Genomic DNA, 25,415 nt, shown 5'->3' on the forward strand with positions numbered 1-25,415 from the left:
TCCCTGAAGTTACGACTTGGCCTCGACCACCACCGGGTCGGCCGGCTGGTAGCGCTGCAGTACCGCTTCGCGCTTGTCACCCAGCACATAAGCGAAGCCCGAAAACATCACCACCAGGGAGATACCGGTGAAGACCGTCACCAGCCACCAGGGCACCATGCGCACCACCCCCTGGCGAGCACTGGTAAAGCCCGCCCAGCGCGGTGACAACTCACGCGGTACATCGCCGCGCAACTGGCGGATCTGCCGGTAGACGCCATCGCGGATGGCATCCAACTCAATGTTGCCGCGTGCCTGGACGCGGAACTTGCCTTCGAAGCCCAGCGACATACAGATGTACATCAGCTCCAACATGGCCAGATGTTTCATCGGATTTCGCCCCATGTTCTCCAACAGCTGAAAGAACTTCTCGCCCCCAGATGTCTCGTTATGGAAGCTACTTAGCAAGCTGATGGTCGACCACTCGCTCTCGTTGCCCCAACTGGTGGTTACCACCGCCTCGTCGGTGACGGTGCATAGCACGTAGCGCGCCATCATCACTTCACCGTGGTCCACACCTTCCTCAAGCACTCGTGTCTCGAAATGGCGCAGGTGCTCGACGAGGCTGGTTTTGAGGGTACTGAGGTTGCTGCCCTCGCCGCTGGACTTGATCTCGATGATCGCCGACAGCAGCGGTGAAGCTGCTGCTACCAATGGATTCAGACTGATGTTGAAGCGCTGCTCCAGCCGCCGATTGGAGGCATACACCATGCGTTCCTCAAGGTCCTCATAGCGCGGCGGGCGGGCAAAGTCGGTCAAAGCTTCATTACTTGGGCGCTCGCCGTGCTGATTGAGCAGGACCGTACGATCGTCCTGGCTGCACTCCATTTCCTTGGTCATGCTCATGCGTTCCTTATGGCCCAGAATTTCAATTCAAGCTCGCAGAACTCACCGGAGACGTGGAAGGCAAAACCGCCAGAGCGTTCGAGCCTAGCCAGGTCTTCGGTGCTGAAATCGAGAGCGAAGTAGGTTTTGTCCGAGTGGAATGGAATCTGCCTCGGCGCCACCGGCATAGGCCGTACCTTGATGCCCGGCAGGTGCAGATTGACCAACTGCCGGATTTGCTCTACCGGGCCGACCTTGAGGTGGCTGGGCAGGCGGTGTCGCAGCTCCTCGGTGTCGCAGTTGGCCTTGACCGCCAGCACGAACTGGGCGTGACCGAGCAGCTGATGGTCATGCAACGGGGCCACGAAGATGCCGTACTGGCGCTCCTGCAGGGCCATCTCGATGGCGTGCTGTTCAAGCACCATCGACAGCACCTGGCGGATCGATTCCATCAGCTTGCGGAAGCTCGCGCCCTGGTCGCTGTGCTCGTAGCGGCTGTCGTTGCGCGGGCGCTTGCTGTCGCTGGAAAACGCCGACAGGTCGCCGAACAGGGTCAGCAGGGTGCGGTACAGCTCTTCGGGGTGCACCTGCTCCACGCCCATGTAGTGGCGCAAAAGCAGGCTGGTGCGGTTGATCAGCTGCAGCATGAGAAAATCGCCGACCTCGGCGCCGCCGACCTTGCCGTTGGCGTGGATACGGTCGGCGAGGATATCGCCGCGGTTGTCGAGGATGCTGATCACTTCTTTCAGGCACGACAGCAGGTATGGCGAAGAATGGCTGTCGACGAAGCTCGGCACGAAGTCGCTGTCGAGGGTGATCACGCTGTCGGGCGAGGTGTCGTTGATCACGCACACCTTGAGCTTGACGTAGGCCTGGTCGCTCTGCTGCTCGCCCAGCAGCAGACGAAAGTCAGGGCGAGCGCAGCTGACCTGGCTGCTGGCATCCTCGCCAGCGTTGGAGTCATTCACTTCCAAGCCATAGGCGGTGTAACGCGCCAGCACATCGGGCTGGTCGGGGCGGCGGGCCTCGACATGGCCGCCGGTGACCAGCGGCAGGGCCAGGTACACCGGGATCTTCGTGATGTTCGGTGGCACATCCACAGCCAACGGTTCACGGCTACTCTCTAGGTTGAACAGGGTGCCGTCGGGCAGCACTCCGCTGGCCTGGCTGACCACCAGCTTGCCCATACCGAGGAACTGCAGGTCGATTTCCAGGCCGAGAAAGCCCCAGTTGTAACGCCCCAGCAACTGGGTGCGCGACTTCATCTGGTTATCGTAATAGCGATCGTTTTGCTGAAAATGCTGCGGGCGCAGCAGCATGCCTTCCTGCCAGATGACTTTGTCGATGTTCATGTGCGGTCATCCACCTTGGCGATAGGCTCGGCGGCATCGTGGATGCCGTTCTGGTCCAGCACCAGCTGGATGCGGGTGATCTTCTCGGGAAGCACAGTGATCACGTAGCGCCACTGGGTGTCGGTGATGTCGCGGTAGGCGGCCATCACTCCGACGAAGCGGCTCGTACCGGCGACGCTGAGTTTGAGGTCCATGACCTGGCCTGGACGCAGTTCCAACTCCTCACTGTTGACCAGGTCCTGGGCCAGCACCTCCTTGCCACGCTCGTACAGGCTGAAGAAATCGGCGTTTTCGAACGCCACCGGGTGCTTGAGCTCATACAGTCGCAGCACAATCGGCGAGGCACGGCCGTTGACGTCGGGGTTGAGGCGCTCGTTGCTAACCAAGCTCAGCTGCAGCTTGGTTTGGGTCGAATACGGCGACAGCGCCGAACAGCCGGCCAGCAACAGCAGGCCCAGTGCACTGATCAAGTTCTTGAGGGGAGGCATGGGGTTCATCCTTCATGCTCGCTGTGCAGGGTGGCGATCAGGCGAACCTGCTCTTCATAGGCCTGGGCGAAATCACGGGCCAGCAACCGCTCGGCAAAATCGTCGTCCAGGCTCAAGGCCTGGTGATAGCGCTGGAAGGCGCGCCAGCGGCTACCCGCGGTGGCCAGCAGCGGCTTGCCGCGCTCACGCTCGAAACGCAGGGTCAGTTGGCTAGGGGTGAAGTGCTCCAGGGTGCTGCGCACCACCGCGCGACTACCGGCCAGCAGCGCCACCTGATGCGCCTGCAAGTCGCGCAAGCTCCTGGCCAGTACCTGCTCGGAACAGCCCTGCCCGGGCTGCAGCAGCAGCCGCAGGGCCTGAGCACTGTCGCCGGCTTGGCGCAGCGGGTTGTTGCTGCTCTGCTGTGCGGTGGTGTGGCCCAGGCGCAGCTCGTTCTTCAGGTCGTTGCGGGTGCGCAGGCTCTGCTGCAGGCCACCGATGCTCTGCTTGAGCAAGCTCGCAGCCTTCACCGCCAGGGCCTCGCGGGCAGGTCCATCAAGGGCATGCACATCGACCCCAAGGGCCTCGCCGAAGCGCGCCCAGAACTGCTCCGACACTGCCTCCCCTTTGAACGCCGGGGCCTGGTAGCCCCGCTCGACCACAGGCTCCGGCACCAGTTCCGGGACGATCAGGTTCTCAGTGTCGATGCGCGCAGAATCGCTGCGCTGCACCGGCTCGTGCCAAGCGCTGGCGAAGGCGTTGTCGGCCGACGCCGTGAAGGCGCTGAGTGGGTTGAGGGCGAGGAAGGCATCGTCAGGGATGATGCTGCCGGCCGGCACCGCGCGCCCGATCTCGCCGTCGAAACGCGCCGGCTCACGCACAAGGCGTGCGTGAATCTCGAAGTCACACAGACGGAACACGCTGTCGTGCTCGATGCGAAATGGCTCGCCCTTGGGCAACAGCACGCCGGAGCCGGTGAACACGCCGTTGCGACTGAGGTCAGTCAGGAAGAAGGTGCCCCGCTCGCAGCTGACCTTGGCGTGGTGTCCTGACAGGTGCTTCTTACCATCGGGGATGATCCACTCACAATCGCTGGCACGACCGATGATTCCGCCGGCGACGCCGAACAGGCAGGTGCGGGCATGCAGGGGAATCAGTTGCCGGGTGTTCTGAATCTCGAGCACGAGTTCCATGTGTTTGTGCACTCCTTGCGGTCATCGGCCGCGGTTTACCACCTGGGGTTCACCCAGGGGCCGGTATTGGTCATCGTTAAACTTGTAGTTGCCGTGGCAACCGGCAAGGCCGAGCAGCAGCACCAGCCCGGCGGAGAGAAGCCATGGACGTGAAGGCATCAAAAAGTCCCCATGCGATATCAAGTAATCGAAGATCACGCCTTGAACTCCCTCGGGTCGATGTTCAGGCGGTCGAGTCGGTACAACAGGGTGCGACGCGGCAGCCCCAACTGCAGGGCGGCGACGGTCTGGTTGCCTTTGTTGCGGCGCAGGCACCCCAACATGTAGGCGCGCTCGACACGCTCCATGTACTCACGCAGGTGCAGGTTGTTCGGTTCTGCCGGCGCCTCGTCACATACTCCGAAGTGCTCTGCGCGCAGTTCATCGCCGTCGCACAGCAGCGCCGCGCGCTCAATCATGCCCTTGAGCTCGCGCACGTTGCCGGGGAAGCCGTGGCCTGCCAAATGCGCCAGCGCGGCCTCGGACCAGCGCAGCGGGCCGCGGCCGATGCAGTTACAGGCCTTGGCGACGAAGTGCTCAGCCAGTAAATACAGGTCATCGCCGCGTTCGCGCAGCGGCGGCAGGCTGATAGGGAACTGCGCCAGGCGGTAGTAGAGATCTTCGCGAAACTGCCCTTGGGCAACCATGGCAGGTAGGTCGCGATGGGTAGCGGCGATGATGCGCACGTCGATCTTGCGCGTCTGATTGCTCCCCAGTGGGCGGATCTCGCCGTCCTGTAGCACCCGCAGCAGCTTGGCCTGCAGCGCCAAGGGCATGTCGCCGATCTCATCGAGCAGCAAGGTACCGCCGTCGGCGGCCTCGAACAGGCCCATCCGGGTGCGATCGGCGCCGGTGAAGGCGCCCTTGCAGTAGCCGAACAGTTCGCTCTCCAGCAGGTCCTCGGGGAACGCCGCGCAATTTTGCACGATGAAATTTTTGCTGCGGCGCAAGCCGCATTCGTGTAAGGCGCGGGCTACCACTTCCTTACCGGTGCCGGTCTCGCCGTTGAGCAGCACGGTGTAGGTGCTGTGCAGCACCTTGCTGATCAACCGATAGGTCTTGCGCATAGCCTCGCTGGTGCCGATCAGGCCGTAGTCGCTGGGGCACACGTTGCTGTCGGGGGGAGCAGTTGCTACCACGGCGCTGCCGCGCAGACGCAGCATCAGCGCAGCCTGGGTGAGCACGAAGCGACCAAGCTGTGCCAGCGAAGCGACGAAATGTTGCAGTTCCAGTGCCCTCGGGCTTGCGCTGATCAGCAAGCCGCCCACCTCGCCCGCCGCATTGTTCAGCGGCACGCACAGCAGACTGCGCCAGGCGTCGCCGCTGGCCGGAAGAAAGTTGGTCGAATACAGCCCGTCGCCGAGAGAGTCCAGGCACAGCACGCGGTTCTGGCACAGGCTGAACTGCAGCAGCTCATCGCCGCGGTAGTCGGCCGACAGCACCGCGCCATCGCCCGTACGCAGCTTGCCACGCAGGCACTCGGCGCCCAGGCGCAGTGCACTGTGGCCAGCATCAAGCAGGTAGACCTGTGCCAGCTCGCAGCCGCTCAGGGCGCAGGCCTGGCTTGCGAAGGCATCCAGTAACGCGCCCTGCTCCGCAGCTTGCGACAGCACGCCAAACGCAGCCAGCAGTTGCTCGGGGTAGCCCAGCGGCCTAGGGATCTGGCCGAACAGCCCGGTCATCTCAACCGAACTCACAAACCACCCCACCGTTGCCGTCGAGGGTTGCGTGCACCTGAGTCAGTCGTTCACCGCTAGCCATGGCATCCAGCAGGCGGTCAGCGATGCTCGGCAGCAAGTGCGAATCGATCAGGTAGTCGATCAGACGCGCGCCACTGTCGTTCTGAATGCAGCGTTGGGCCAGGTGCTCGACCAATGCCTGGCAGTGGCTGAAACCCAACTGGCGGCGTTGCAGACGCTCGCCCAGGCGGCCGAGCTTGATCTGCACCAGTTCGTTGAGCACTGCACCGCCCACCGGGTAGTACGGTACCACGCGCATGCGCGCCAGCAGGGCCGGCTTGAAGTGCTTGTTCAGGGCCGGGCGGATGGCCGCTTCAAGGTCCTGAGCCGAGGGCCGCTGGCCGTCTTCGCAGAGCTGGCTGATACGCTCGCTGGCCAGGTTCGAGGTCATCAGGATCAGAGTGTTGCGAAAATCGATCTCGCGCCCTTCACCATCGTTGACCACGCCCTTGTCGAAGATCTGATAGAACAGGTTAAGCACGTCAGGGTCGGCTTTTTCCACCTCGTCCAGTAGCACCACCGAATACGGCTTCTGGCGCACCGCCTCGGTGAGCATGCCGCCCTCGCCGTAACCGACATAGCCAGGCGGCGCGCCGATCAGGCGCGAAACGGTATGTTTCTCCTGGAATTCGGACATGTTGATGGTGGTCAGGAAGCGCTCGCCGCCGTACAGCAGGTCGGCCAGCGCCAGGGCGGTTTCGGTCTTGCCCACCCCGCTGGGGCCGACCAGCAGGAACACGCCCACCGGCGCATCTGGCTTGTTCAGGCCGGCAGCAGTGGCGCGCATGGCGCGATCGAGGGCCAGGACCGCCTGCTCCTGGCCACGGATGCGCAGGCGCAGGTCGTCAGCGAAGTTGATTACCTTAGCATTGTGTTCGCGGGCCAGCTGGGTCAGCGGCACTCCGGTCCAGGCGCTGACGACCTCCGACACAAGGCGCGGGCACACTTCAAAGCTGACCAGGCGTTCGCGCTGCTGAGCGTCGGTCAGCGCGCCATGCACTTGCAGCAATTCGGTTTGACACTGCACGGCATCGGAGCTTTCGTCGCCACCCGGCGGGTTGGCCAGGCGCTGGCGCAGGTCGAGCAGGCGTTCAGCCAGGTTGCGCTGCTCCTGCCACAGGGCTTGGAGTGCACGTTGCTCGTCGCTGGCCTGCTGCAGGCGGGTTTCCAGTGCTTGCAAGGCGTCGTGTTCGACCGGCAGGCCGGCTTCGGCATCGCGACGCAGGGCCTGCACCTGGCGCTCACCCTCGGCCCGTTCAGCGCGCAGGCACTCGATGCGTTCGGGGGCGGCGGCCAGGCTGATGCGCACTCGGGCGCAGGCGGTGTCGAGCACATCTACAGCCTTGTCCGGTAGTTGCCGGCCGGACAGGTAGCGGGCCGACAGCTCAACAGCAGCGACCACCGCGTCATCACGCAGGTAGATGCCGTGGCTCTTCTCGTACACCGGCGCCAGACCGCGCAGAATAGTCACCGCCTCGCTGACAGTGGGCTCGTGCAACTGCACCGGCTGGAACCGCCGGGCCAAGGCTGGGTCTTTCTCGAAGTACTTCTTGTACTCGACCCAGGTGGTGGCCGCTATGGTGCGCAGCTCACCACGGGCCAGGGCCGGTTTGAGCAGATTGGCGGCATCGGCGCCGCCGGTTTGGCCACCCGCGCCGATCAAGGTATGGGCTTCATCGATGAACACGATGATCGGTTTGGGTGAGGCCTTGACCTCGTCGATCAGGCCCTTCAGGCGACGCTCGAACTCACCCTTGATGCTGGCGCCAGCCTGCAGAGAGCCCATGTCCAAGGCCACCACCTCGACGCCCCTGAGCGACTCGGGTACTTCGCCAGCGGCGATGCGCAGGGCTAAGCCTTCGACGATCGCGGTCTTGCCCACACCGGCCTCGCCAACCACGATGGGGTTATTCTTGCGCCGACGAGCGAGGATATCCACCATCTGTCGGATCGCGCCGTCACGGCACAGCACCGGGTCAAGTTTGCCATCGCGGGCCTGCTGAGTGAGGTTGTGGGTGAACTTGGCCAGCAGCGACTCGCCACCGGCGGCGGTTTTGCCTGGGGCGACCTCAGGGCGCTGGGCCAGCGCATATTCGCGCAGGCGAGCAGCATCGATGCATACCAGTAACGGCTGGTAGCGGCTGCCGGCATAGCGCACCAGATTGCGCAGCAGGGCCAGGATCAGAGCGGCCTGGTCGATCTGGTTCTGCCCCAGTTCCAGGCTGGCGGCCATCAGACCGTCTTGGAGCCATTGCACCAACTCTGGGGCGAACACGGGATTGCGCGAAGCGCTGTGCTCGGGCAACGGCTGTAGCGCCGCGGCGAGTACCTGGGCGTCCACCTCGGCATCCTGCAGGGCCTTGGCCAGCAGGCCTTCGGGGCGCTCGAGCAGGGCCAGCAGCAGGTCCTCGACGAGGATCTTGCTGCCGCCCCGACCGGCACAACGCTGCGCGCAGCCTTCCAGGTCGCGGCGGGTTTCGGCGTCCAGCGCCTTGATGAGCTGTTGCAAATCGACGTTGATCATTTTATTGGTCCTCAATGAATCCGGCTGCCGAGGGTGACGACCCCGTCGGCGCGTTCGCGTCCGAGCCAGCTGGTCCAGCCGAGGCGGCAGGCGTTGTTTTCGCCGATGCGCAACTCGCGAATTTCCTCGTGTTTGAGGACTAGGCGCAGGTCGTAGTCCAGGGGATCGCGCAAGGTGAAACGCACCAGTGCGCACAAGGGCTGATAGCCGGGCCCGACCGGCAGGAACCCGTGAAATTGCTCCCATGTGAGCTGATACACATGGATGCGAAACTTGCCCCCGCGATCGCGCAAGCACTCACCCAGCACCGCGTTGTTGCCCAATAGGCTGTTTGCTAAACCTAGGTGATTACGTTCCTCGTCGAGGATCACCACACGGCGCTCAACGCACTGCTCGATAAGCAGCTCCTCGTGCTTGAAGTAGTAACGCAGCACCGACTCGATCAACGCCGCCGAATGGGCGCGCAGGCTTAGCAGGCCCAAATATGGCAGCAGGCGCCGCCAGTTCAGCTCACTGGCCTGGCGAATGGTTTCGCCGCCCAGGCCGATCAGGGCGAACAGTTGCGCCGAGAACGGGTCGGTGGCGCCGGCCTCGAAGCGCACGTGATAGCGATGCTTACGCCAGATCGGCAACATGAGGCGCTGCAACCGGTGGTGGAACAGGTCGAGGAACTGGCGGGTAGCATTGCCTTCGTCGCTGTCACCGATCGCCTGCTCAGCGTAGAAAGTGGGTAATGGAGAGCTGGCGCCCACAAGGCCAACCACGTTCAGCCGCAAGCGCGCGCATAGTTCACCGCGCTCGTGGAAAAACTGCACACGGTCAACATCGCTGCCGGGGAAGCCCAAGCTCGGGTTAGCTTCGAACTCAAGGCGCTCGTATAGCTCGTCCTGGTCGAGCCACGGACTGTCTTCGCGCAGACGATCGACCACCAACAGCACCGCTTGGTACAATGAATATTCGCGGATATGGCGCGTCAGATCGTTCAGAGCAGAGGCTGTAGGCCCATGCGTGGTGCCCATTGGTACACCTCTCCTTGTGTGCTTTTGACTCTCAGCTCATGGAACGAGTTGAGGCTGGCGTAGAGTGCGAAGAACTCGTTGAGCACCGAGGCGAAAACAAACAGGTCGCCCTCCCCTACGTAGCCCTCCGGGTCGATCGTCAGCTCGGTGCGCAGACCGCGCAGCGGCAGGCCCTTGTGTAGTCGGTCGATATGCTCGTGACGCACGGACTTGAGGCCGCCGAGCAGTCGCTTACTGACCTTTTCCGCATGCTGGTCGTAGTAGCGCGGCAGGTCGTAGGTCTCAAGGGCCACTTTGAGCGCCTCAACGTTTGCCAGCGACAGGTAGTTCAGCGACATGTTGCTGATCAGCCGCCAGAGGAAGTCCCGGCCGATGGGCGGCGCATAGCTAGGGGTGGCGGCGGTGATATTGCGAAAGCGCAGAGATTCCGGGGTACCTTCGGCTATCAGGCAGATATCGCCCTCACGCAGGCGCAGCGGCAGGTTTTGGTTGGTGCAGGTGAGCTCAATCGACAGTGTCTCGTGGGACTGGGTCTGACGGATGCCGAAGCTCAGATAGGTGTCCAGGCCTTCGTGCAGCAGCGAGCTACGCTGACGCACGCTGTAGTGCGGGCTGCATTCCTTCACATCGAAGCTGGCGTCGTGCTCGAACGACTCGAACGGCACATAGTTGCGGTAGCCCACGCCGCCCGGCAGCCAACCGGTCACCCCTTCCACAGCGAACACGCCGCAGCTTTGCAGGTCATACTCAGCCGGCAGCAATAGGTGTTCGTCCTGCTTGCCGTCCAAGCGAATCGGCAGCGCGTCGTGGCGGAACAGATTGACGATGGGGGTGCAGTGCAGCTTGATATTTTCAAGGCTCGGGCGCAGGCGCTGGATGCCGCTCTTGCGGATGTTGAAGCGGATTGCCACGCCGCGCACTTGCTCCTGCAGCGTCTCGGGAATGGCCGCCAGCGCCTCCAGGCCTTCGAGGTCGACGAACAGGAACTTGTCCTGGAACGAGAAATATTCCTGCAGAAAACGATAGCCGCGGAAGGTGTTGAGCGGGTACGGAATGAGCGCGTGCTCCTCACCAAAGCCAACCGCAGAAACCTTGTCGCCGCCCAGGATGTAGCTTAGATCGGGGGCGCTGATGCGCGAGAACGGCTTGCCGTGCTGGTCCAGTGGCACCAGCTCAATGCTTTCGAGGTTGCGCAGCAGGCACAAGTAGAGCATCTGGCTGATATAGCGTTCGCCGGCCAAATGCAGGCGCAGGCGCTTGAGTTCCAGCTCGGCGAGAAAGCCATCGCAACTCATCTCGGTGCGCAGGGTCAGCACCGCGCCGTCGCCCATGACAGCGTAATCGATGGCGGCCAGGTCCAGGGCCTGTACCTCAGTGGCGTAGCAGGTGCGAAAGCGACAACGCACGCCATCGACCGGGACGCTTTCCACCGGGGTTTCGCGCGCGACCGTCTGCGCCGGGCCGGCCTGTCGCAGCGGCTCGAACTGCAGCATGCTGAACGACGGCAGCGGACGCATGTAGTTGGGCCACAGCAGGTGCATCAGCGAGTGGGTCAATTCGGGCAGCTCGTCATCGAGCTTCTGGCGTAGGCGCCCGGTGAGAAAGGCGAAACCTTCGAGCAGGCGCTCGACGTCCGGGTCGCGCCCGCTCTGGCCCAGGTACGGCGCCAGCGCCGGGCTACGTTCGGCGAAGCGCCGTCCCAACTGGCGCAGGGCGGTGAGTTCGCTCTGGTAGTAGTGGTTGAACGACACTGGGTAATTACCTCTGTTGCGAAATGGTTGGGGCACTGCCCCATGCAGCGGGTTCGCCCATGTCGAAACTCCTTATCGAACCTTGACCTTGCCGCTGCCATCGAGCTGGGCGGTGAAGGAGACCGCACAGCGGATCCCCTCCACTTCAAGCCAACCTTCGATGGCGAACGTGAGAGTGAGCGGATCGCCGCCCTGCGGCTGCGAGACCACTTGGACGCTGCCCAAGCGCGGCTCGTAGGTTTCAATGAAGCGTCGGATCGCCTCCCTGGCCTGGGCCAAGGCGTCATGCAGGCTCAAACGCATGTCGTTGAGGTCCGGCAGCCCATAGTCGGGCAGCATCTGCACGCTGCCAGCGCGGGTGCTAAGCATCTTGCTCAGGTGGCTGGCCACCGAGGTGGTCACGCTGACTTCGCGGTCGTACTCGCTGCGTCCGGCGGCCTCACCAGCGAGGCGCTCGAACAGACTGCCGTATCCGCTCATGCACTACTCCAATCAAGCCTTGTCGAGCTTGCCGACCAGCGACAAGGTGAAATCAGCCCCCATGTACTTGAAGTGCGGGCGCACGTTCAGGCTCACGCGGTACCAGCCCGGCTCGCCTTCGACATCACTGACGGCAATGGCGGCAGCACGCAGCGGGCGACGGCCACGTACTTCTGCGCTCGGGTTCTCCTGGTCAGCTACGTACTGGCGGATCCACTTGTTCAACTCATCCTCGAGGTCGGTGCGTTCCTTCCACGCCCCCAGTTGCTCGCGCTGCAGCACCTTCAGGTAGTGTGCCAGGCGGTTGATGATCATCATGTACGGCAGCTGTGTACCGAGTTTGTAGTTCAGCTCAGCGCTCTTGGCTTCTTCACTGTTGCCGAAGAACTTGGGCTTCTGCACGGAGTTGGCAGAGAAAAACGCGGCGTTGTCGCTGCCCTTGCGCATGGTCAGGGAAATGAAACCTTCCTCGGCCAACTCGTACTCGCGGCGGTCCGATATCAGGACTTCGGTCGGGATCTTGGTCTCGATCTCGCCCATGCTCTGGAACTGATGCAGCGGCAAGTCCTCGACCGCGCCACCGCTCTGCGGCCCAATGATGTTCGGGCACCAGCGGAACTTGGCGAAGCTGTCGGTCAGGCGGGTAGCAAACGCAAAGGCGGTGTTGCCCCATAGGTAGTGCTCGTGGCTGTTGGCAACCATCTCCCGATACGCATAGGTCTTAACCGGGTTTTCTTCAGGATCGTAGGGGTTACGTAGCAGAAAGCGCGGCACGGTCAGAACCATGTAGCGCGAGTCTTCGGACTGACGAAAGCTCTGCCACTTGGCGAAGTGCGGGCCCTCGAAGTGATCCTTGAGATCCTTCAGGTTTGGCAGACCGGTGAAAGCCTCCAGGCCAAAGAACTTCGGGCCGGCGGCAGCGATAAACGGCGCGTGGGACATGCACGATACGCTTGAAACGTACTGCATCAGTTTTACGTCAGGTGCGCTGGGCGACATGAAGTAGTTGGCGATGATCGCGCCCACCGGCTGACCGCCAAACTGACCGTACTCTGCGGTGTACACATGTTTGTAGAGGCCGCCCTGCATAACTTCCGGAGAGTCTTCGAAATCGTCCAGCAAATCCCGCTTGGAGGCGTTGAGCAGCTCGAGCTTGATGTTCTCGCGAAAATCAGTGCGGTCCACCAGCATCTTCAGACCACGCCAGGAAGCTTCCAGTGACTGGAACTCGGGACTGTGCAGGATCTCGTCCATCTGTCGGCTGAGCTTGGCATCGATCTCGGCAATCATCCGGTCGACGACTGCCTTTTTGACCGGCTCGCCCTGGTTCTGCGGCTTGAGCAGCTCTTCGATGAAGGCCGAGACGCCACGCTTGGCGATGCCGTAGGCATCGTCTTCCGGGGTGAGACTGGTTTCGGCGATGATCTGATCGAGGATGCCGAACTCGGCGAGGCTTTCGGTTACTTGTTGTACTTCGGTGCTCATGGGTCAGTGTCCTTATACAGTCCGGGCTCAAGCGTGCTGCTTGGGGGAGGCATCCATGCCGAGCTCGCCCAGCACACGGTTGCGCGCTTCGTCATCAGCCAAAACGCCTTCGATAGCCTTGCGGAAGGCCGGGGCGTTGCCCAGCGGCCCCTTGAGCGCCACAAGTGCCTCGCGTAGCTCCATCAACTTCTGCAACTCCGGGACCTGCTCGACCAGGTTGGCTGGGTTGAAGTCCTGCATGGCGCAGACCTTGATTTCCACCGCCAGCTCTTCGCCTTCGGCCACGTCGTCCTGCAGGCGATTCGGCACACTGAGGGTTAGGCTCAGGCTCTGCTTGGCCAGCACATCGTCGAAGTTGTTCTTATCAATACTGACTGGCTTACGGTCCTCGATCTTGCGATCGTCGGCACGCTGGGTGAAATCACCCAGCACCAGCAGCTTGAGCGGCAACTCGATTTCTTCCTGGGCATCACCCAAGGCTGGTTTGAACGTGACGTTGATGCGTTCCTTGGGTGCTACCGAGCCTTCTTTGGCCATCGGTCTTCTCCATTTGCGGTTACGGCCCGAGGGCCTAATCGAGCACCACCTCAAGATCAAGGTGGCACAACCTGCGATAAACCTCGTCCTTGCGCTCGCGCACCTCATGGTTCTGCGGCAGCAGTTCACAGCAGTTGTGCAACAACTGCAGAACCTGCAGCACGAGCGCCGGCTCCCAGGGATCCAGTCCTGCGCCATGCAGCTGGCGATCGAGGGATTCGAGTTGGGTACGGGCCAGTTCGTACTTCTTGGCATGGTGGCAAAGCCGAGCCAGGCTAAATTGCCAAAAAAACCGCTCCCGCCCGCCCTGAGCGGACTGCATGCCCTGTTTGAGCTGCTGAACCGCAGCCTTCAGACCATCCTCGCGCAATACAGATTGGGCAGTCTCCAGCGCCAGCTCCCAGGCTGGCAGACGCTCCTGCTCATCGGGCCCAACCAGGCGCGCGGCGACTGGGGCTGCCAGGTGCGGCAACACTGTGGCGCTTATCCAGCTCAAGGTGGCGGCGCTGGCGAACGGCTGACCATCGTGAAAACGCAGGTCGGTGATGCCTGGCAGGCGTTGCAGGAACAGCGCGAAGGTTATCTCCACCTCGCGCATAGCCGCCTCGCTGCCCAAGGCGTGCAAGCATTCCCAGGCCAAACACTGGCCATCGAACCAGAACGGCGAAAGCGCTAAGCTGGCCTCGACGTCCACCAACAGGTCAGCGTACTTGCCGGCCTCGAAGCGCTGGCGATAGTCGTTAAGTTTGTCGGTGGGCAAGCCGCGCAACGCGGTGACCTGCTCAGCGTTGCGGCCAGGTAAGCCTTCGATTGGCAACCAGGCCAGAGTGCGATTCAGCCGCAACGCCCGCAGGTCGCTTGCTTTCTGCTTCAGCCACCAGGCACCTAGCGGCCGCCCACCGTCCTGCAGGGCGCGCAAGGCCTTGTGGGCATCCTTTTCATTGTCGATGGTTGCGCCCGGCGTGACTAACTGGGTGGCGGCGTGCTTGACCTGAGCCAACATCGCACCGACGCTGCCGGGCCCAGGCTGGCCTTCGCCACCGCGCTCGACCATCTTGGCCAAGCGCCGGCACATTGGCAGGATCAGCGGCGCGTCATCGCCCAGCTGGGCGGCAAGCGTTTCGTCGAGTGCCTCAAGGTGTTCAACTATGGCACGGAACAGCAACAGCTGTTCTTTAACCGGTACGTCATCGGTCAGCGTCTGCTCCAGACGCGACATCAGCCAAACAAAGGCGCCAGCGCGGGTACGCACTTTCAGCGGGTGCAGCTCGGCCCAGTGCTGCCGGCATAGGTACCGCAACATGCCCAAGCCGGCCACCAGTCCGACGAAAGATTCGCGCTGATGCAGCGCCCAAATAAGCCACACGCAAACGCGCAGATCACGAGTCTGGTCGCGCAGCAGAACCTCGCAGCCGTCGATCACTTTGGCCCAGTCGGTGCGACCGACATCATGCATTGCCGAGTCCTTGTTGAGTTCTTCTTCCAGCGCCTCGAATTCGTTGGAAAAGCGCACGTCCTCACCAGCGAATGCAGCACCAGACACAGGCGATTTCACGAGTTCTAGATAACGAGTGCACAACTTATTTGAATACGCCATCCGCGGCCTTTTAACGGTTTTTTGGCGTGCCACGAGCAACCCTTCATTAAACAAGCTAATGAAGATTCGCATACTTGGAACGCTACGCCAGAGGGGCAGTTAATTGGAGCATAAATGGTGACCCAGCAAGACGCAAGCGCCCTTAAACCGCTCACTCTATTTATACATCTTTCCACCCAACGTATTTTCGAACAGGTCCGAGCACGTTAAAAACAAGCAGAATCACCCTTGAAACCTGCACCCTAGAGGCATAGAACCGATTGATTCGACGCGCGACTCAGGTCAAGTAGCAGAATCTTTCCTACACACTCGAAGGGCGAGTCCTACACGCTGCAACGAATTTTCCTACAAGATATTGGCACCTCTTAGAGTGCGCATTATTTATATGCACCATAGAAAACACCCACTCACACTCAAAGAGCTAAAAGCAGGAAATCCACAGATAGCGAACTGCGCAAAAAGTTGCGCAACCATTTACAAGAAATAGAAGATGATACCTATCAGGCACCCTTTTGACAGGCGCCGGGACACGGTGCGCAACTTCTTGCACATTGCCGCGCAGAAAGCTGCGCACATTCGCCCTGAATCCCATCATACCGACGCACTGAAAAATGTCCGACATCAACAAACCCGTGATTTTATTGGGTTTCTTAATGTATGGCATGCAACTTGATTAGAACTGGCGTGACCGGAACAGAAATACCCGGCCAATCCATACCTATTCCGCAAGGAGAGCTGCAATGCCAACACCCGCGTATCTGACCCTGCAAGGCACCAAACAAGGCCTCATGACCGCCGGCACCTTCACCCAGGACTCGGTCGGCAACATCTTCCAGGAAGGCCATGAGGACGAGATCCTGGTGCAGGCCTTCGACCACCAGGTGATCATTCCGCGTGACCCGCAGTCCGGACAGCCGACCGGCCAGCGCGTGCACAAACCACTGAAGATCACGAAGGTGTTCGATAAGTCCTCACCACTGATCTTCACTGCCCTGACGAGTGGTGAGCGCCTGAAGGAGTGCACCCTGAAGTGGTTCCGCACCTCGGCCTCCGGCACTCAAGAGCACTACTACACCATCAAGCTCGAAGACGCGATCATCGTCGACGTGCAGTCCAACATGGCTAATTGCCAAGACCCCAACATGGCGCACTTCACCCATCTGGAAGACGTCTACTTTACCTACCGCAAGATTACCTGGACCCACGAGGTCTCCGGCACGTCCGGCTCCGACGACTGGCGTACCCCGGTCTCGGTGTAACCACGCGTGAACCTGCCGACGGTACTCCGCGCCGTCGGCGCTTACCACCTCAACGCTACCTGACCTTAACGGCATTAGATGTTCAGGCAGGCAAGCCAGCGTTCTCTCACCCTCTCCATCCAGGGCACCAACGGCAACCACTTGCCGGGTCGTTCCGGCTGCTCGGGATCGCTGTCGATGCGCGCCAGCGGGGCATAGCTGTCCGGCTCGTAGAGATACAGGCTGCGCAATTGCGGTTGCTGCTCTTGCAGCAGGCGCAACCCTTGCCAGAGGAACGTACTGCGTTCGGTCTGACTGTTGCGGGTGACCTCTTTGCCAATACGCCGACCCAGGCAGTCGTAGCGGTAACGCGCTTCACTTTGCAACTGTGTGCCATGCCAGGTTTCTGCACGGACCAGGCGGTTCTCGCTGTCGTAGTGGAAGCGTTGATAGGCGTCGCTGCTGTTTTTGATTGCCAGTAGAATTTAGCGAAAATATAGTGCTTGCAAATTCTATAACTAGCTACTTATTAAAGACTTCAGGTGATTGATTACATTTTTGTCCAAAGGATTATTAAGTGATGAGTTGAGTTTGCAGATGCTTTCATATTCATTTTTAGTTATGATAATTTCGTGCTCACAGATATGATCACAAAGCATTTCAAGTGCCAGTGGCTCCTCTCCAAAATCTATATAGCTCAATGCATAATTCAACTCCTCGGCGGAGACTCTATCATTGAATGTCTCACCAAGGCTTTTCAATTTGGTGCCAGCAACTGTAGCCATTATTTTGCCCCCGGCAAGTGTGGAACGGGTCCGTTATCTGGGAACGCAGTTACTATCCGTCCCCTTGCTGGCTGATACACTACTCTGATTTGCACTCCACCTCTGACCTCCCATGCGACCCAATTAGCAGCTTTTCCTGATTTGGTTAATGCGCCGCCAATACCTTGCTGAGCATACCACTTAGTTGACGGTGAGTTCACAATGTCATTCACCTCAGAAATGATTTTTTTCGAATTCCAAGACTGAGGGAAAACGGTTTTACCAGGTTGTCCGGGCCACATATGGCCGCCACGACCGGGACCATCACCATGAAGAATATGCCTTTGCGCCTTTGGGTCACAGCCAAATAACCCGAGGGGATCGATCCAGTTCAGTGGGTTAGGGGCGTACTGGTAGAAGTTTGTTCCTCCCTCCAACCCAATCGGATCCTGCGTCGTAAACCGCCCCACCCCCGGATCGTAATACCGAAACGTATTGTAGTGCAGCCCCGTTTCCCGGTCGTGGTACTGCCCCTGAAACCGCAGGTTCTGCTCCACCCCGTTCGGCGACAGCGCCTCCAGCCCGCCCCACGCCTTGTAGTACGCCCGCCACACCACCTGCCCTTCGGCATCGGTCAGCTCTTGCGGCGTGCCGATCTGGTCCGTGTGGAACCAGTAGCACTTGCCGGGTCGTTCCGGCTGCTCGGGATCGCTGTCGATGCGCGCCAGCGGGGCGTAGCTGTCTGGCTCGTAGATGTACAGGCTGCGCAATTGCGGTTGCTGCTCTTGCAGCAGGCGCAACCCTTGCCACAGGAACGTAATGCGCTCGGTCTGACCGTTGCGGGTGACCTCTTTGCCAATACGCCGACCCAGGCAGTCGTAGCGGTAATGCGCTTCACTTTGCAACTGTGTGCCATGCCAGGTTTCTGCACGGACCAGGCGGTTCTCGCTATCGTAGTGAAAACGCTGATAGGCGCCGTTACTGCGGCTCTTCTCACTCAGGTTACCCCAAGCGTCATAGCTGAACCGCAGGTCACCCCAAGCTTTCAGGCGGTTGCTGGGCTGCGCCTCGAACTGCCAGGCGCCGGTGCCGCACAGGTTGCCGGCAGCGTCGTAGCGGAAGTCCTCGGCCTGTAGCTGGGGATGGCGGGGCTCACGGCTGTGCAACTGACCCACGGCGTCGTAACCGTAGTCAGTCATACCCCGGTGATTATCAGCGGTGAGCTTGAGCTCACCACCGGGGCTGTACTGATAGCGCCGATGGATCAGGGTGGACGGATGCTCCGGCGAACCCAGCAGCCGGCTGCCCTGCTCCTGCAACTCAGCCAACGCCTCGTGTGGCAAGCGGACCGCCCCTTGCCACTGCTTGCGACCGATGGCGTCATAACCGAAGCGGCTGGTGAGCGCACCTTGGCTGCGCAGGGTTTCCCGGTGCAACGCGTCGCGTTCGAAGTCGCTGACCAGCAGGCCATCCAGGTTGATCTGGTGCAGGTGACCGCTGCCGTAGTACAGGTGATTGAGCTGGCGGCCGTCGGGCAAGGTCAGGGTGGTCAGCTTGCCCAACGCGTCGTACTGGTAGCCGAGTATGCCTTGCGCACTGTGCTCTTCGGTCAGGCGACCGCTTGCGTCATAAGCAAACGCCAGGCGCTCGGGCTCGATGCCCAAAGCTTTGCCGGCCGTGCTGGGCCGGCGCTCGATGGCCGTGAGGCGATCGGCTTCGTCGTAGTGATACGCCAGATGGCTGTCCGCCGTGGTGCGGCTCAACAGGCGACCGACCGCGTCATGCTCGAACTGCTGGGTTCGACTGAGCGCTTGCAGGCCCTGCTCGGCGGTTTCCTCCAGTTCGACCAGGGTACCGCTGACGCTATAGCGGTAACGAAGGCGCAGGCCATCGACGCGCACTTCTTCCTGCAAGCGGTCACTGGTGTCGTAGCTGAAGCGATAGGCAGCCTGGTTCTCGTTGACCAGCCGTATCAGGCGCTGGGCGTCGTCATACTGGTAGTGCACCTGCTGCCCGCGTGCATCCTTGCGCCGTTTCGGCAGGCCGCGGGCGGTACGCTCCAGGTACGTGGTGCGGCCATCGCCATTGGTATGGCTGGTGACCTGGCCGAGGGCATTGTAGCCATAGACATCGCAGCTGCCATCGGGCTGTTCGATGCGCAGAATCTCACCGCCGGGCTGGCGAATCAGGCGCAGGGTCTGCTCCAGGGCATCGGTGATGCCGACCAGGTGCAGGCGCTCATCGTAGTCGTAGCGGGTGCGCTGTCCGGAACAATCCTGATGCTGTAGCACCTGGCCCAACGCGCTCCAGGTCAGGTGCGTGATGTTGCCTTGGGGGTCGTAACGGGTGTGCGGCAGGCCGTCGTCGGTATTGAGGTAGCGGGTGGTCTGGCCCAGCGGATCGATGCTTTCCAATAAAATGCCGCTACGGTCGAAGATCCATTGCTCGCGGCTGCCGTCCGGGCGCTCGATGGCGGTCAACAGGCTGGTATCAAGGTGATAGGCGTAGCGTGTGGAACGGCCCAACGGATCGGTTTCATCCACCAGGCGGGACAGGTCGTCATAGACCAGCTTGAGTGTGTTGCCATCGGGCAACGTCACCCCGGTCGTGTTGCCCGCGTCGTCCAGTTCGATCCGATAGTGCTCGCCACCGAAGTCTTGACTGGCGATAACGCGACGCTGGTCGTTGTAATGAACCTTCGCGCGCCGGCCGAGGGCATCGACGATGGTGGTTTCGCGCTTTTCGAGATCATAGAAAAAGCGGTAGCGCTCGCCGTCGCTGGTCCAGTGCTCAGCCACACGCAGAACACCGTCGGATAACGTCGCCCAGCGGTACTCGCAGGTTAGGCCCAAGGCGTTCTCATGAGCGGTCATCACCCCCTGTTGGTAGGTGAAGCGCCGGATGTGTGCGCCATTGCGGTCGGTAACCTGCGCCAGTTGGCCATGGCCGTCGTACCGATAATGCACCAAGGTCTCCACCGGGGAGTTGGCCACCACCCGTTCGACACGGCTCAGACGGTCGTCGCGGTGGTCGTAGCACAGGTGCAGGCGAATGCCGCCCGTGGCGCAGATGTCATTCAAGCGCTGTTGGCGGTCGTAACAAAAATTGAGGTAGTGGCCTAGAGCGTTTTCCACCCGACGCAACGGCGCAGGGTCGCCGTCTACAGGCACTTCGCCAAAGTAGAAGAAATGGTTGTCCAGGGTTTGCAGCAGGAAATGGCCACCCTCCGTGCACACCAGGAAGAACTGCTGATCGGTGAGGTACAGGCGCTCGCCCGGCGCAAGGGTTGGCAGCGGCAGTTCGCGGCCCTGGTTGTCGCGCAGCAGCAGTTGCTCACCCTCCAGGCGCAGGCTTTGCTCCCAAGGCAAGACCCAACCGCGACCGAGTAGGCCTTCGTGGTTCAGGTCGCTGGCGTAGAAACGCGACCACACCACCGGCATCAGCCCCGGCAGGGTGAAGTCGGTTTCGTTTTCTTCCAGCAGCAGCTTGCGCCCGCTCACCGCATCGACCGGGTTGCCGAACAAGCCGCCAAAGGCACGACTGATTGCTGGGCCGACGACAAAGCGACCCGCCACTTCGCCAGCGGCAAACCCGGCAGCGAACTTCAAGACACAGGGCGTGAACACCTTGAGGCCGGACTTACCAGCCATCAATGCCAGCTTGGCTATTCCCACGGCAGATCCCGCCAGCGCCATGAGGATGTCCACCGTGGTGCGCAGCCATTCCGGCACCTCGTCCTGGATCTCGAGATATTGCTCGCGCTCTGCGCCAATGAAGGTGTTTGCCGAACCGCTGTCGATGACCCCGCCACAGGTCAGCTTGTCGCCCTTACGGGCAGCCGGCAGACCGTTATAGAACACCTTTGCCGAACCTTCGGCCACCAGCGGCCTGGGGTTCGGGTGCTTTTTGCAATCAGCCTCGCTGCCCTCGACTTGTGCGGCTTTAAAACCATTGATGAAGACGTTGGGTGAGCCTGTCTCGATACCACCGGCGGGCGTGCTGAACATCTTGCCTGCGGCTTCGCCGAAGGAGGTCAGTACCATCCCCCCTACCCCGGCCAACAGCCCTGCGATCAACGCCACGCCCAAGCCACAGGTGGCCGTGGCGAATGCCACCGCGACGATCAGTGCCAACCCAAGTGCCGCGCCTACCAGAAAGCCCGCCAAGGCGCTGGTGTGAGCAATTTCATCGTGCAGCCGCGCCGCTTCGAACATGCGAACGCCTCCCTGTGCGTCTGCCACGCGGGACAGTTGAGTTTCCTTTAGGGTGTGGTCGGTGCCGACGAGTGCGGCTGAAAGCTGGCCAACACATCTGCCCAAAGCTGGTTCAGTTGATCGTCAAACGGGCTTTTGCTGGTACCGGAAAACACCAGGGCCCGATCCGTCGATATCAGGAACACTGCCTGGCGTTGGTAGATGGTCTGGCCATCGCTCTGGTAGTGGGCATCAACCTGCAGACCGGGCAGTGCTGATTGCGCACCCAACAGGGCGTCGCGGGTACTTTGCCGCTTGAACTTGCGCAACTTGGCGGCGATCAGACCGACCTGGCGGTCGATGTAGTCGGACAGCACTTCACCTGGCAGGGTCGTGTCACGCGCAACGGTCAGGCTGAATGAGGCAGGCACGGTGCTACCAGGGATGAACATATTGACGCTGCGGTCTTGAAAAGTGGCCGGCAGGGTGACCCGGCCTTCCTGGAGTAGGTAGTCCATAACAAATGCATTTCCTGGGGTGTTTACGTTTCTAGTCAGGTTGCCGGCTTGGGCGGATCGGTGAAGATGGCGTTGACGTTGGACTCTATGGTGCCCTTGATGCCGTCTGCTCCCGGCGCGGTGGCTGCGGCACCGCCGGGCATGTTGAGATTCAGATCACCGCCGGTATTGATCTCGCCATCGCCGCTGACGGTGAGGTTGAACTGAACGCCAGAGAGATTGATGCGGCCGTCAGCATGCATTTCCAGAACGCTCTGCCCGCAAACCAGCCTAATCTGCTCGCCGGCTTCCATGAGATAGCCGGTACCAACGCTATCGAGCTTGGCGCCACCAACACGCAAGGTGTCATCTACCTTCACCGCACATGAGCGGTTCTGGCCGATCATGATGGTTTCGTCCTGGCCTATGTTGTGCAGGCGGTTCACGCCAACGCAGTGAGTCTCGTTGTTCTCGACCACACAGTCCTGATCGCGCTGGGCATGGATGTAGATTTGCTCCTGGCCGGCGCGATCCTCGATGCGCAGTTCGTTGAAACCGCCCCCGCCTGGCGTGCTGCTGGTCTTGAACACCGTGCGGGTCTTGTTGGCAGGCAGGTCATAGGGCACGAGGTGCTCGGCATGATGCAGGCAGCCGCTAATGATGGGCTGGTCTGGATCGCCCTCGAGAAAGCTGACGACCACTTCCATTCCCACTCGGGGGACAGCGATCGCCCCATAGCGGCTACCGGCCCAGGAGGAGGCAACACGGACCCAACAACTGCTGTTGTCGTTGTACTGGTCACTGCGATCCCAGAAGAACTGCACCTTCACCCGCCCATACTGGTCGCAATAGATTTCTTCCCCTGGCGGGCCAGTGACCACGGCGGTCTGTGTTGCCAGGGCCAAGGGTTTGCGATGACAAGCCGGTGGTCGATAGAACACATCCCAGGGTGTGGCAGTGAACCAGTTGCGGTAACCCTGCTGGAAGCCGTCACCCACCTCGACCTGGCTGCTGATGGACTCTTCGAGCACTTGCGGCTGCCGCCCTTCATGGCGAACGCTGCCAAGCAGCCACAGATCGTTCCACTCCTGCCGAGGGTGATCGGACAGCTCCAAGAAATAGCCGCTGCGCAAGGTCGGCTGATCGCCATCGCCTTCTGCCAAGGCGTAATCGGCTCGGTCTCGTTCCAGGATGCGCTTGGACAGGTGCTTGCCGCGAAGTCGATCAGCGAACCGTCCTGGGTACTCATAACGCTCCAGAACTGCAGCTGCTTCGCTGCCGGTCTGCGCTTGCATCTGTAAACGCGGCTTCTCGAAGTTGTAATCCCTGTGAGCCACATGGCTGATGCGTGCTGCTATGCGCTTCCCGAAGCGTTTGATGACTGGCTCGTCGGCTACCAACCCGGTGTCCTGGGCGTAAGCCGTTGGCCGGCCGAGCTTGGTGAAGACGGTCTGGTCATCGCCGAAAATCAGATGATGGCCATCTGCATGGTGCTGAAAATGGTAATGGATGCCTTCCTCTTCGCAGAGGCGATGCAGGAAGTGCAGATCGGACTCTCCGTACTGCACACAGTAATTCCGCTCAGGGTAAGGGGTCGGCCCAAAGTGGAAATGGCAAACATCAGCGAGAATGCCATGCTCCTTCAGCACCTGCACAATGATCTGCTGCACCGTCATCGCCTGGAAAATCCGGTGATTAGTGCGCAAATCCAGATAGGCAATACAGGGCACTAGGGTCAATGAATAGCGCGTCAGCCGCTTACCGGATTCACCCTGGCCTACCTGATGAATCAATCCGTGAATCCCTTCACCAGCGAACCCGAAGCTCAGGAAAGCCGGCTGATCGAGCAGGGCCTCCAAATCCAGATCTGCACGTCGGCTGACGCAATCGACGTGGAAACTGTACGGCGTACTGATTGCCTCCTCACCGGTGAAGGCCAGCACCTGCAGGTCATGGCTGGCAGCAGGAATAGTCAAGGTGAACTGAGGGGCGTTGGCAGGCTTGAACATCCACTGTCCTCGGACGGAAGCTTTGAGGTCGCGGACTCTAACCCGATTTCTACTGCGCAAAAATTTGCTCACTCGCCCTACAGGCCTTACGCCGTAAGGGGTAGAGCCATATTGTAAGAATTTATCTCGAAGCCGCCGGCGCCGTCAGTTTGATTGAAAACACACCTTTTGCCACTGATTAAGATCAGTTACGTCTGAGCGCTGCGCGGCCTTTGCGCATGTCTGACTCACTGGGCTTGTCCCGTGACAAGGGACGCCAAGAAGCGATACTTCCATCGCTATCCTGGAGGTTGCCATGTACCCGACCACTCGCCGCAACTACACCGATGAGTTCAAGAGCCGTTCGATCGGTTCCAGCGTGCTTTGCCGCCCCCGTTTGAGGCTCAATGCCCTGAAGGCCCCCCAGTCGTTGAAGACAGAACGAACGGAGTTCTCGGGCGCCGAACAGGCAGCCAGGCGGGCCTCACGGGGTTGGCGCGAGGATCGACACCTTGGGAAACCAGCGCACGCGCTTGGTCCTGCGCCTCCCTCGCCTCCTTGAGGCTGAAGGCTGGATAGACGCCCATTGATATCCGGGCTTGCTTGCCCGACCAATAGAAACGGAAGTGCCACTGCTTGGCACCCATGGCATCGACGAACAGTGCAAGGCCAGCAGTGTCTTTGAGGGTGAAGTTTTTGCCGGTCGGCTTTGCTTGGCGGACGGCAGTGTCGGACAAGGGCATGTGTACATCTCCCGGTCTCGTAAGGTCGAGGAGATGTATATCGATGCCCAAGCCCCAGCTCAGCCATCAACCCGCTACGCCAACTACCCGGAATCGCTGTATTTAAAAATGTACTTGAATTTCGTGGCTGCCGGTGGATCCAGGCAGACTGCGCTGGAACGAAAAAAGGCCCCGAAGGGCCTTTTTCAACGACTTACAGACTTCGAGGGAAACCTGTAGATCTTTATTTGGAGCGGGAAACGAGACTCGAACTCGCGACCCCGACCTTGGCAAGGTCGTGCTCTACCAACTGAGCTATTCCCGCGTCGTGATGGGTGCCATTCTAGCGATTTCTAAAACAGCGTCAACCCCTTGATTCAAAAAAAGTTTATTTCTGTTCAGAGCCTTCGCGCAGGTGCGGCCAGGCGGCCAACAGGTAGTGCACCATCGACCACAGCGTCAGCCCCGCTGCCACCAGCAGCAGCCCGTAGCCCAGGATCACCCAGAAAGTCACCGCCGGCGGGTTGCCCAGCAGGATCACCAGCGCCAGCATCTGCGCCGCAGTCTTCCACTTACCGAGGTTGGACACCGCCACATGCGCCCGCGCGCCCAGCTCGGCCATCCACTCGCGCAACGCCGACACCACGATTTCGCGGCCGATGATGACCGCCGCCGGCAGGGTCAGCCAGAAATTGGCGTGGGTCTGCACCAGCAGCACCAGGGCGACCGCCACCATCAGCTTGTCGGCCACCGGGTCCAGGAAGGCGCCGAACGGCGTGCTCTGCTGCAGGCGTCGCGCCAGGTAGCCGTCCAGCCAGTCGGTGGCGGCGGCAACGGCAAACACGCTGCTGGCGGCCATGTAGCTCCACTGATAGGGCATATAGAACAGCAGAATGAAGCACGGAATGAGCAGGACGCGTAGAACGGTGAGCAGGTTTGGAATATTCATCGGTACGACTGGCTGCA

The 25,415-nt window shown here is 60.9% G+C and carries 21 protein-coding genes and 1 tRNA gene; 1 reads left to right on the forward strand and 21 read right to left on the reverse strand.

Annotated elements, in window-relative coordinates:
- Positions 1-9: 9 nt before the first annotated feature.
- From icmH to tssA, 13 genes are all read right to left on the reverse strand, one after another.
- Positions 10-879: a type IVB secretion system protein IcmH/DotU gene (icmH, locus tag DMX11_RS11670; RefSeq protein WP_110744672.1), complete on the reverse strand. Its 870-nt coding sequence runs from the start codon at positions 877-879 to the stop codon at positions 10-12.
- A 2-nt stretch (positions 880-881) separates the two neighbouring features.
- The gene (gene tssK, locus DMX11_RS11675; RefSeq protein WP_110744673.1) at positions 882-2,216 is read right to left on the reverse strand and encodes a type VI secretion system baseplate subunit TssK; all 1,335 of its coding nucleotides are present in this window, start codon (positions 2,214-2,216) and stop codon (positions 882-884) included.
- Positions 2,213-2,704, reverse strand: coding sequence for a type VI secretion system lipoprotein TssJ (gene tssJ, locus DMX11_RS11680; protein WP_110744674.1), 492 nt, complete (start codon positions 2,702-2,704; stop codon positions 2,213-2,215). The genes tssK and tssJ overlap by 4 nt, the downstream gene beginning before the upstream one ends.
- A gap of 5 nt (positions 2,705-2,709) precedes the next feature.
- Positions 2,710-3,876, reverse strand: coding sequence for a type VI secretion system-associated FHA domain protein TagH (gene tagH / locus DMX11_RS11685; RefSeq protein ID WP_110744675.1), 1,167 nt, complete (start codon positions 3,874-3,876; stop codon positions 2,710-2,712).
- Positions 3,877-3,897: 21 nt separating this feature from the next.
- Positions 3,898-4,035, reverse strand: coding sequence for a type VI secretion protein (locus tag DMX11_RS11690; RefSeq protein ID WP_110744738.1), 138 nt, complete (start codon positions 4,033-4,035; stop codon positions 3,898-3,900).
- 35 nt (positions 4,036-4,070) lie between these two features.
- Positions 4,071-5,588 (reverse strand): sigma-54-dependent Fis family transcriptional regulator, encoded by a 1,518-nt coding sequence (locus tag DMX11_RS11695; protein WP_110744739.1) that lies wholly within the window; start codon positions 5,586-5,588, stop codon positions 4,071-4,073.
- Between the two features lie 10 nt (positions 5,589-5,598).
- Complete coding sequence (gene tssH / locus DMX11_RS11700; RefSeq protein ID WP_110744676.1) at positions 5,599-8,178, reverse strand: type VI secretion system ATPase TssH; 2,580 nt, start codon at positions 8,176-8,178, stop codon at positions 5,599-5,601.
- Positions 8,179-8,189: 11 nt separating this feature from the next.
- Entirely contained in the window at positions 8,190-9,197 is a 1,008-nt protein-coding gene (gene tssG / locus DMX11_RS11705; RefSeq protein WP_110744677.1) for a type VI secretion system baseplate subunit TssG, read from the reverse strand.
- Positions 9,161-10,948, reverse strand: coding sequence for a type VI secretion system baseplate subunit TssF (tssF, locus tag DMX11_RS11710; protein ID WP_110744678.1), 1,788 nt, complete (start codon positions 10,946-10,948; stop codon positions 9,161-9,163). The genes tssG and tssF overlap by 37 nt, the downstream gene beginning before the upstream one ends.
- Before the next feature lie 72 nt (positions 10,949-11,020).
- Entirely contained in the window at positions 11,021-11,428 is a 408-nt protein-coding gene (gene tssE / locus DMX11_RS11715; protein WP_110744679.1) for a type VI secretion system baseplate subunit TssE, read from the reverse strand.
- 12 nt (positions 11,429-11,440) lie between these two features.
- Positions 11,441-12,913 (reverse strand): type VI secretion system contractile sheath large subunit, encoded by a 1,473-nt coding sequence (tssC, locus tag DMX11_RS11720; protein ID WP_110744680.1) that lies wholly within the window; start codon positions 12,911-12,913, stop codon positions 11,441-11,443.
- A gap of 27 nt (positions 12,914-12,940) precedes the next feature.
- On the reverse strand, positions 12,941-13,450 hold the full coding sequence (gene tssB, locus DMX11_RS11725; RefSeq protein ID WP_110744681.1) for a type VI secretion system contractile sheath small subunit: 510 nt from the start codon (positions 13,448-13,450) through the stop codon (positions 12,941-12,943).
- Between the two features lie 34 nt (positions 13,451-13,484).
- Positions 13,485-15,047 carry a type VI secretion system protein TssA gene (tssA, locus tag DMX11_RS11730; protein ID WP_110744682.1) on the reverse strand — a complete coding sequence of 521 codons (1,563 nt, stop codon included), beginning with the start codon at positions 15,045-15,047 and terminating at the stop codon, positions 13,485-13,487.
- A gap of 740 nt (positions 15,048-15,787) precedes the next feature.
- Here tssA and DMX11_RS11735 point away from each other — a divergent pair.
- Positions 15,788-16,306 (forward strand): Hcp family type VI secretion system effector, encoded by a 519-nt coding sequence (locus DMX11_RS11735; RefSeq protein WP_110744683.1) that lies wholly within the window; start codon positions 15,788-15,790, stop codon positions 16,304-16,306.
- A 74-nt stretch (positions 16,307-16,380) separates the two neighbouring features.
- Here the strand turns inward: DMX11_RS11735 and DMX11_RS11740 are convergent, their stop codons facing one another.
- From DMX11_RS11740 to pgsA, 8 genes are all read right to left on the reverse strand, one after another.
- Positions 16,381-16,671 (reverse strand): hypothetical protein, encoded by a 291-nt coding sequence (locus DMX11_RS11740; protein ID WP_110744684.1) that lies wholly within the window; start codon positions 16,669-16,671, stop codon positions 16,381-16,383.
- A gap of 132 nt (positions 16,672-16,803) precedes the next feature.
- Positions 16,804-17,070 (reverse strand): MafI family immunity protein, encoded by a 267-nt coding sequence (locus DMX11_RS26435; RefSeq protein ID WP_110744685.1) that lies wholly within the window; start codon positions 17,068-17,070, stop codon positions 16,804-16,806.
- Positions 17,070-21,263: an RHS repeat-associated core domain-containing protein gene (locus DMX11_RS11750; protein WP_110744686.1), complete on the reverse strand. Its 4,194-nt coding sequence runs from the start codon at positions 21,261-21,263 to the stop codon at positions 17,070-17,072. Before DMX11_RS11750 ends, DMX11_RS26435 begins: the two co-directional genes overlap by 1 nt.
- A gap of 47 nt (positions 21,264-21,310) precedes the next feature.
- Entirely contained in the window at positions 21,311-21,760 is a 450-nt protein-coding gene (locus DMX11_RS11755; RefSeq protein ID WP_110744687.1) for a DcrB-related protein, read from the reverse strand.
- A gap of 35 nt (positions 21,761-21,795) precedes the next feature.
- Positions 21,796-23,748, reverse strand: a complete 1,953-nt coding sequence (locus DMX11_RS11760) for a type VI secretion system tip protein VgrG (protein ID WP_110744688.1) — start codon at positions 23,746-23,748, stop codon at positions 21,796-21,798.
- Between the two features lie 383 nt (positions 23,749-24,131).
- Positions 24,132-24,470, reverse strand: coding sequence for an Arm DNA-binding domain-containing protein (locus DMX11_RS11765; RefSeq protein WP_110744689.1), 339 nt, complete (start codon positions 24,468-24,470; stop codon positions 24,132-24,134).
- Positions 24,471-24,698: 228 nt separating this feature from the next.
- Positions 24,699-24,774: transfer RNA gene (locus tag DMX11_RS11775), tRNA-Gly, on the reverse strand.
- Positions 24,775-24,837: 63 nt separating this feature from the next.
- Positions 24,838-25,398: a CDP-diacylglycerol--glycerol-3-phosphate 3-phosphatidyltransferase gene (gene pgsA, locus DMX11_RS11780; RefSeq protein WP_016488197.1), complete on the reverse strand. Its 561-nt coding sequence runs from the start codon at positions 25,396-25,398 to the stop codon at positions 24,838-24,840.
- Positions 25,399-25,415: the final 17 nt, after the last annotated feature.

It is taken from the genome of Pseudomonas sp. LB-090624 (assembly GCF_003205205.1).
GTDB lineage: Bacteria > Pseudomonadota > Gammaproteobacteria > Pseudomonadales > Pseudomonadaceae > Aquipseudomonas.

Coding starts and splice junctions, on each gene's coding strand:
- tssE (WP_110744679.1), bottom strand. CDS start 11,428: ATGAGCGGATACGGCAGTCTGTTCGAGCGCCTCGCTGGTGAGGCCGCC.
- tssG (WP_110744677.1), bottom strand. CDS start 9,197: ATGGGCACCACGCATGGGCCTACAGCCTCTGCTCTGAACGATCTGACG.
- tssA (WP_110744682.1), bottom strand. CDS start 15,047: ATGGCGTATTCAAATAAGTTGTGCACTCGTTATCTAGAACTCGTGAAA.
- icmH (WP_110744672.1), bottom strand. CDS start 879: ATGACCAAGGAAATGGAGTGCAGCCAGGACGATCGTACGGTCCTGCTC.
- pgsA (WP_016488197.1), bottom strand. CDS start 25,398: ATGAATATTCCAAACCTGCTCACCGTTCTACGCGTCCTGCTCATTCCG.
- tssB (WP_110744681.1), bottom strand. CDS start 13,450: ATGGCCAAAGAAGGCTCGGTAGCACCCAAGGAACGCATCAACGTCACG.
- DMX11_RS11755 (WP_110744687.1), bottom strand. CDS start 21,760: ATGGACTACCTACTCCAGGAAGGCCGGGTCACCCTGCCGGCCACTTTT.
- DMX11_RS11690 (WP_110744738.1), bottom strand. CDS start 4,035: ATGCCTTCACGTCCATGGCTTCTCTCCGCCGGGCTGGTGCTGCTGCTC.
- tssC (WP_110744680.1), bottom strand. CDS start 12,913: ATGAGCACCGAAGTACAACAAGTAACCGAAAGCCTCGCCGAGTTCGGC.
- DMX11_RS11760 (WP_110744688.1), bottom strand. CDS start 23,748: ATGTTCAAGCCTGCCAACGCCCCTCAGTTCACCTTGACTATTCCTGCT.
- DMX11_RS11765 (WP_110744689.1), bottom strand. CDS start 24,470: ATGCCCTTGTCCGACACTGCCGTCCGCCAAGCAAAGCCGACCGGCAAA.
- tssK (WP_110744673.1), bottom strand. CDS start 2,216: ATGAACATCGACAAAGTCATCTGGCAGGAAGGCATGCTGCTGCGCCCG.
- tssH (WP_110744676.1), bottom strand. CDS start 8,178: ATGATCAACGTCGATTTGCAACAGCTCATCAAGGCGCTGGACGCCGAA.
- DMX11_RS26435 (WP_110744685.1), bottom strand. CDS start 17,070: ATGGCTACAGTTGCTGGCACCAAATTGAAAAGCCTTGGTGAGACATTC.
- DMX11_RS11750 (WP_110744686.1), bottom strand. CDS start 21,263: ATGTTCGAAGCGGCGCGGCTGCACGATGAAATTGCTCACACCAGCGCC.
- tssJ (WP_110744674.1), bottom strand. CDS start 2,704: ATGCCTCCCCTCAAGAACTTGATCAGTGCACTGGGCCTGCTGTTGCTG.
- DMX11_RS11735 (WP_110744683.1), top strand. CDS start 15,788: ATGCCAACACCCGCGTATCTGACCCTGCAAGGCACCAAACAAGGCCTC.
- tagH (WP_110744675.1), bottom strand. CDS start 3,876: ATGGAACTCGTGCTCGAGATTCAGAACACCCGGCAACTGATTCCCCTG.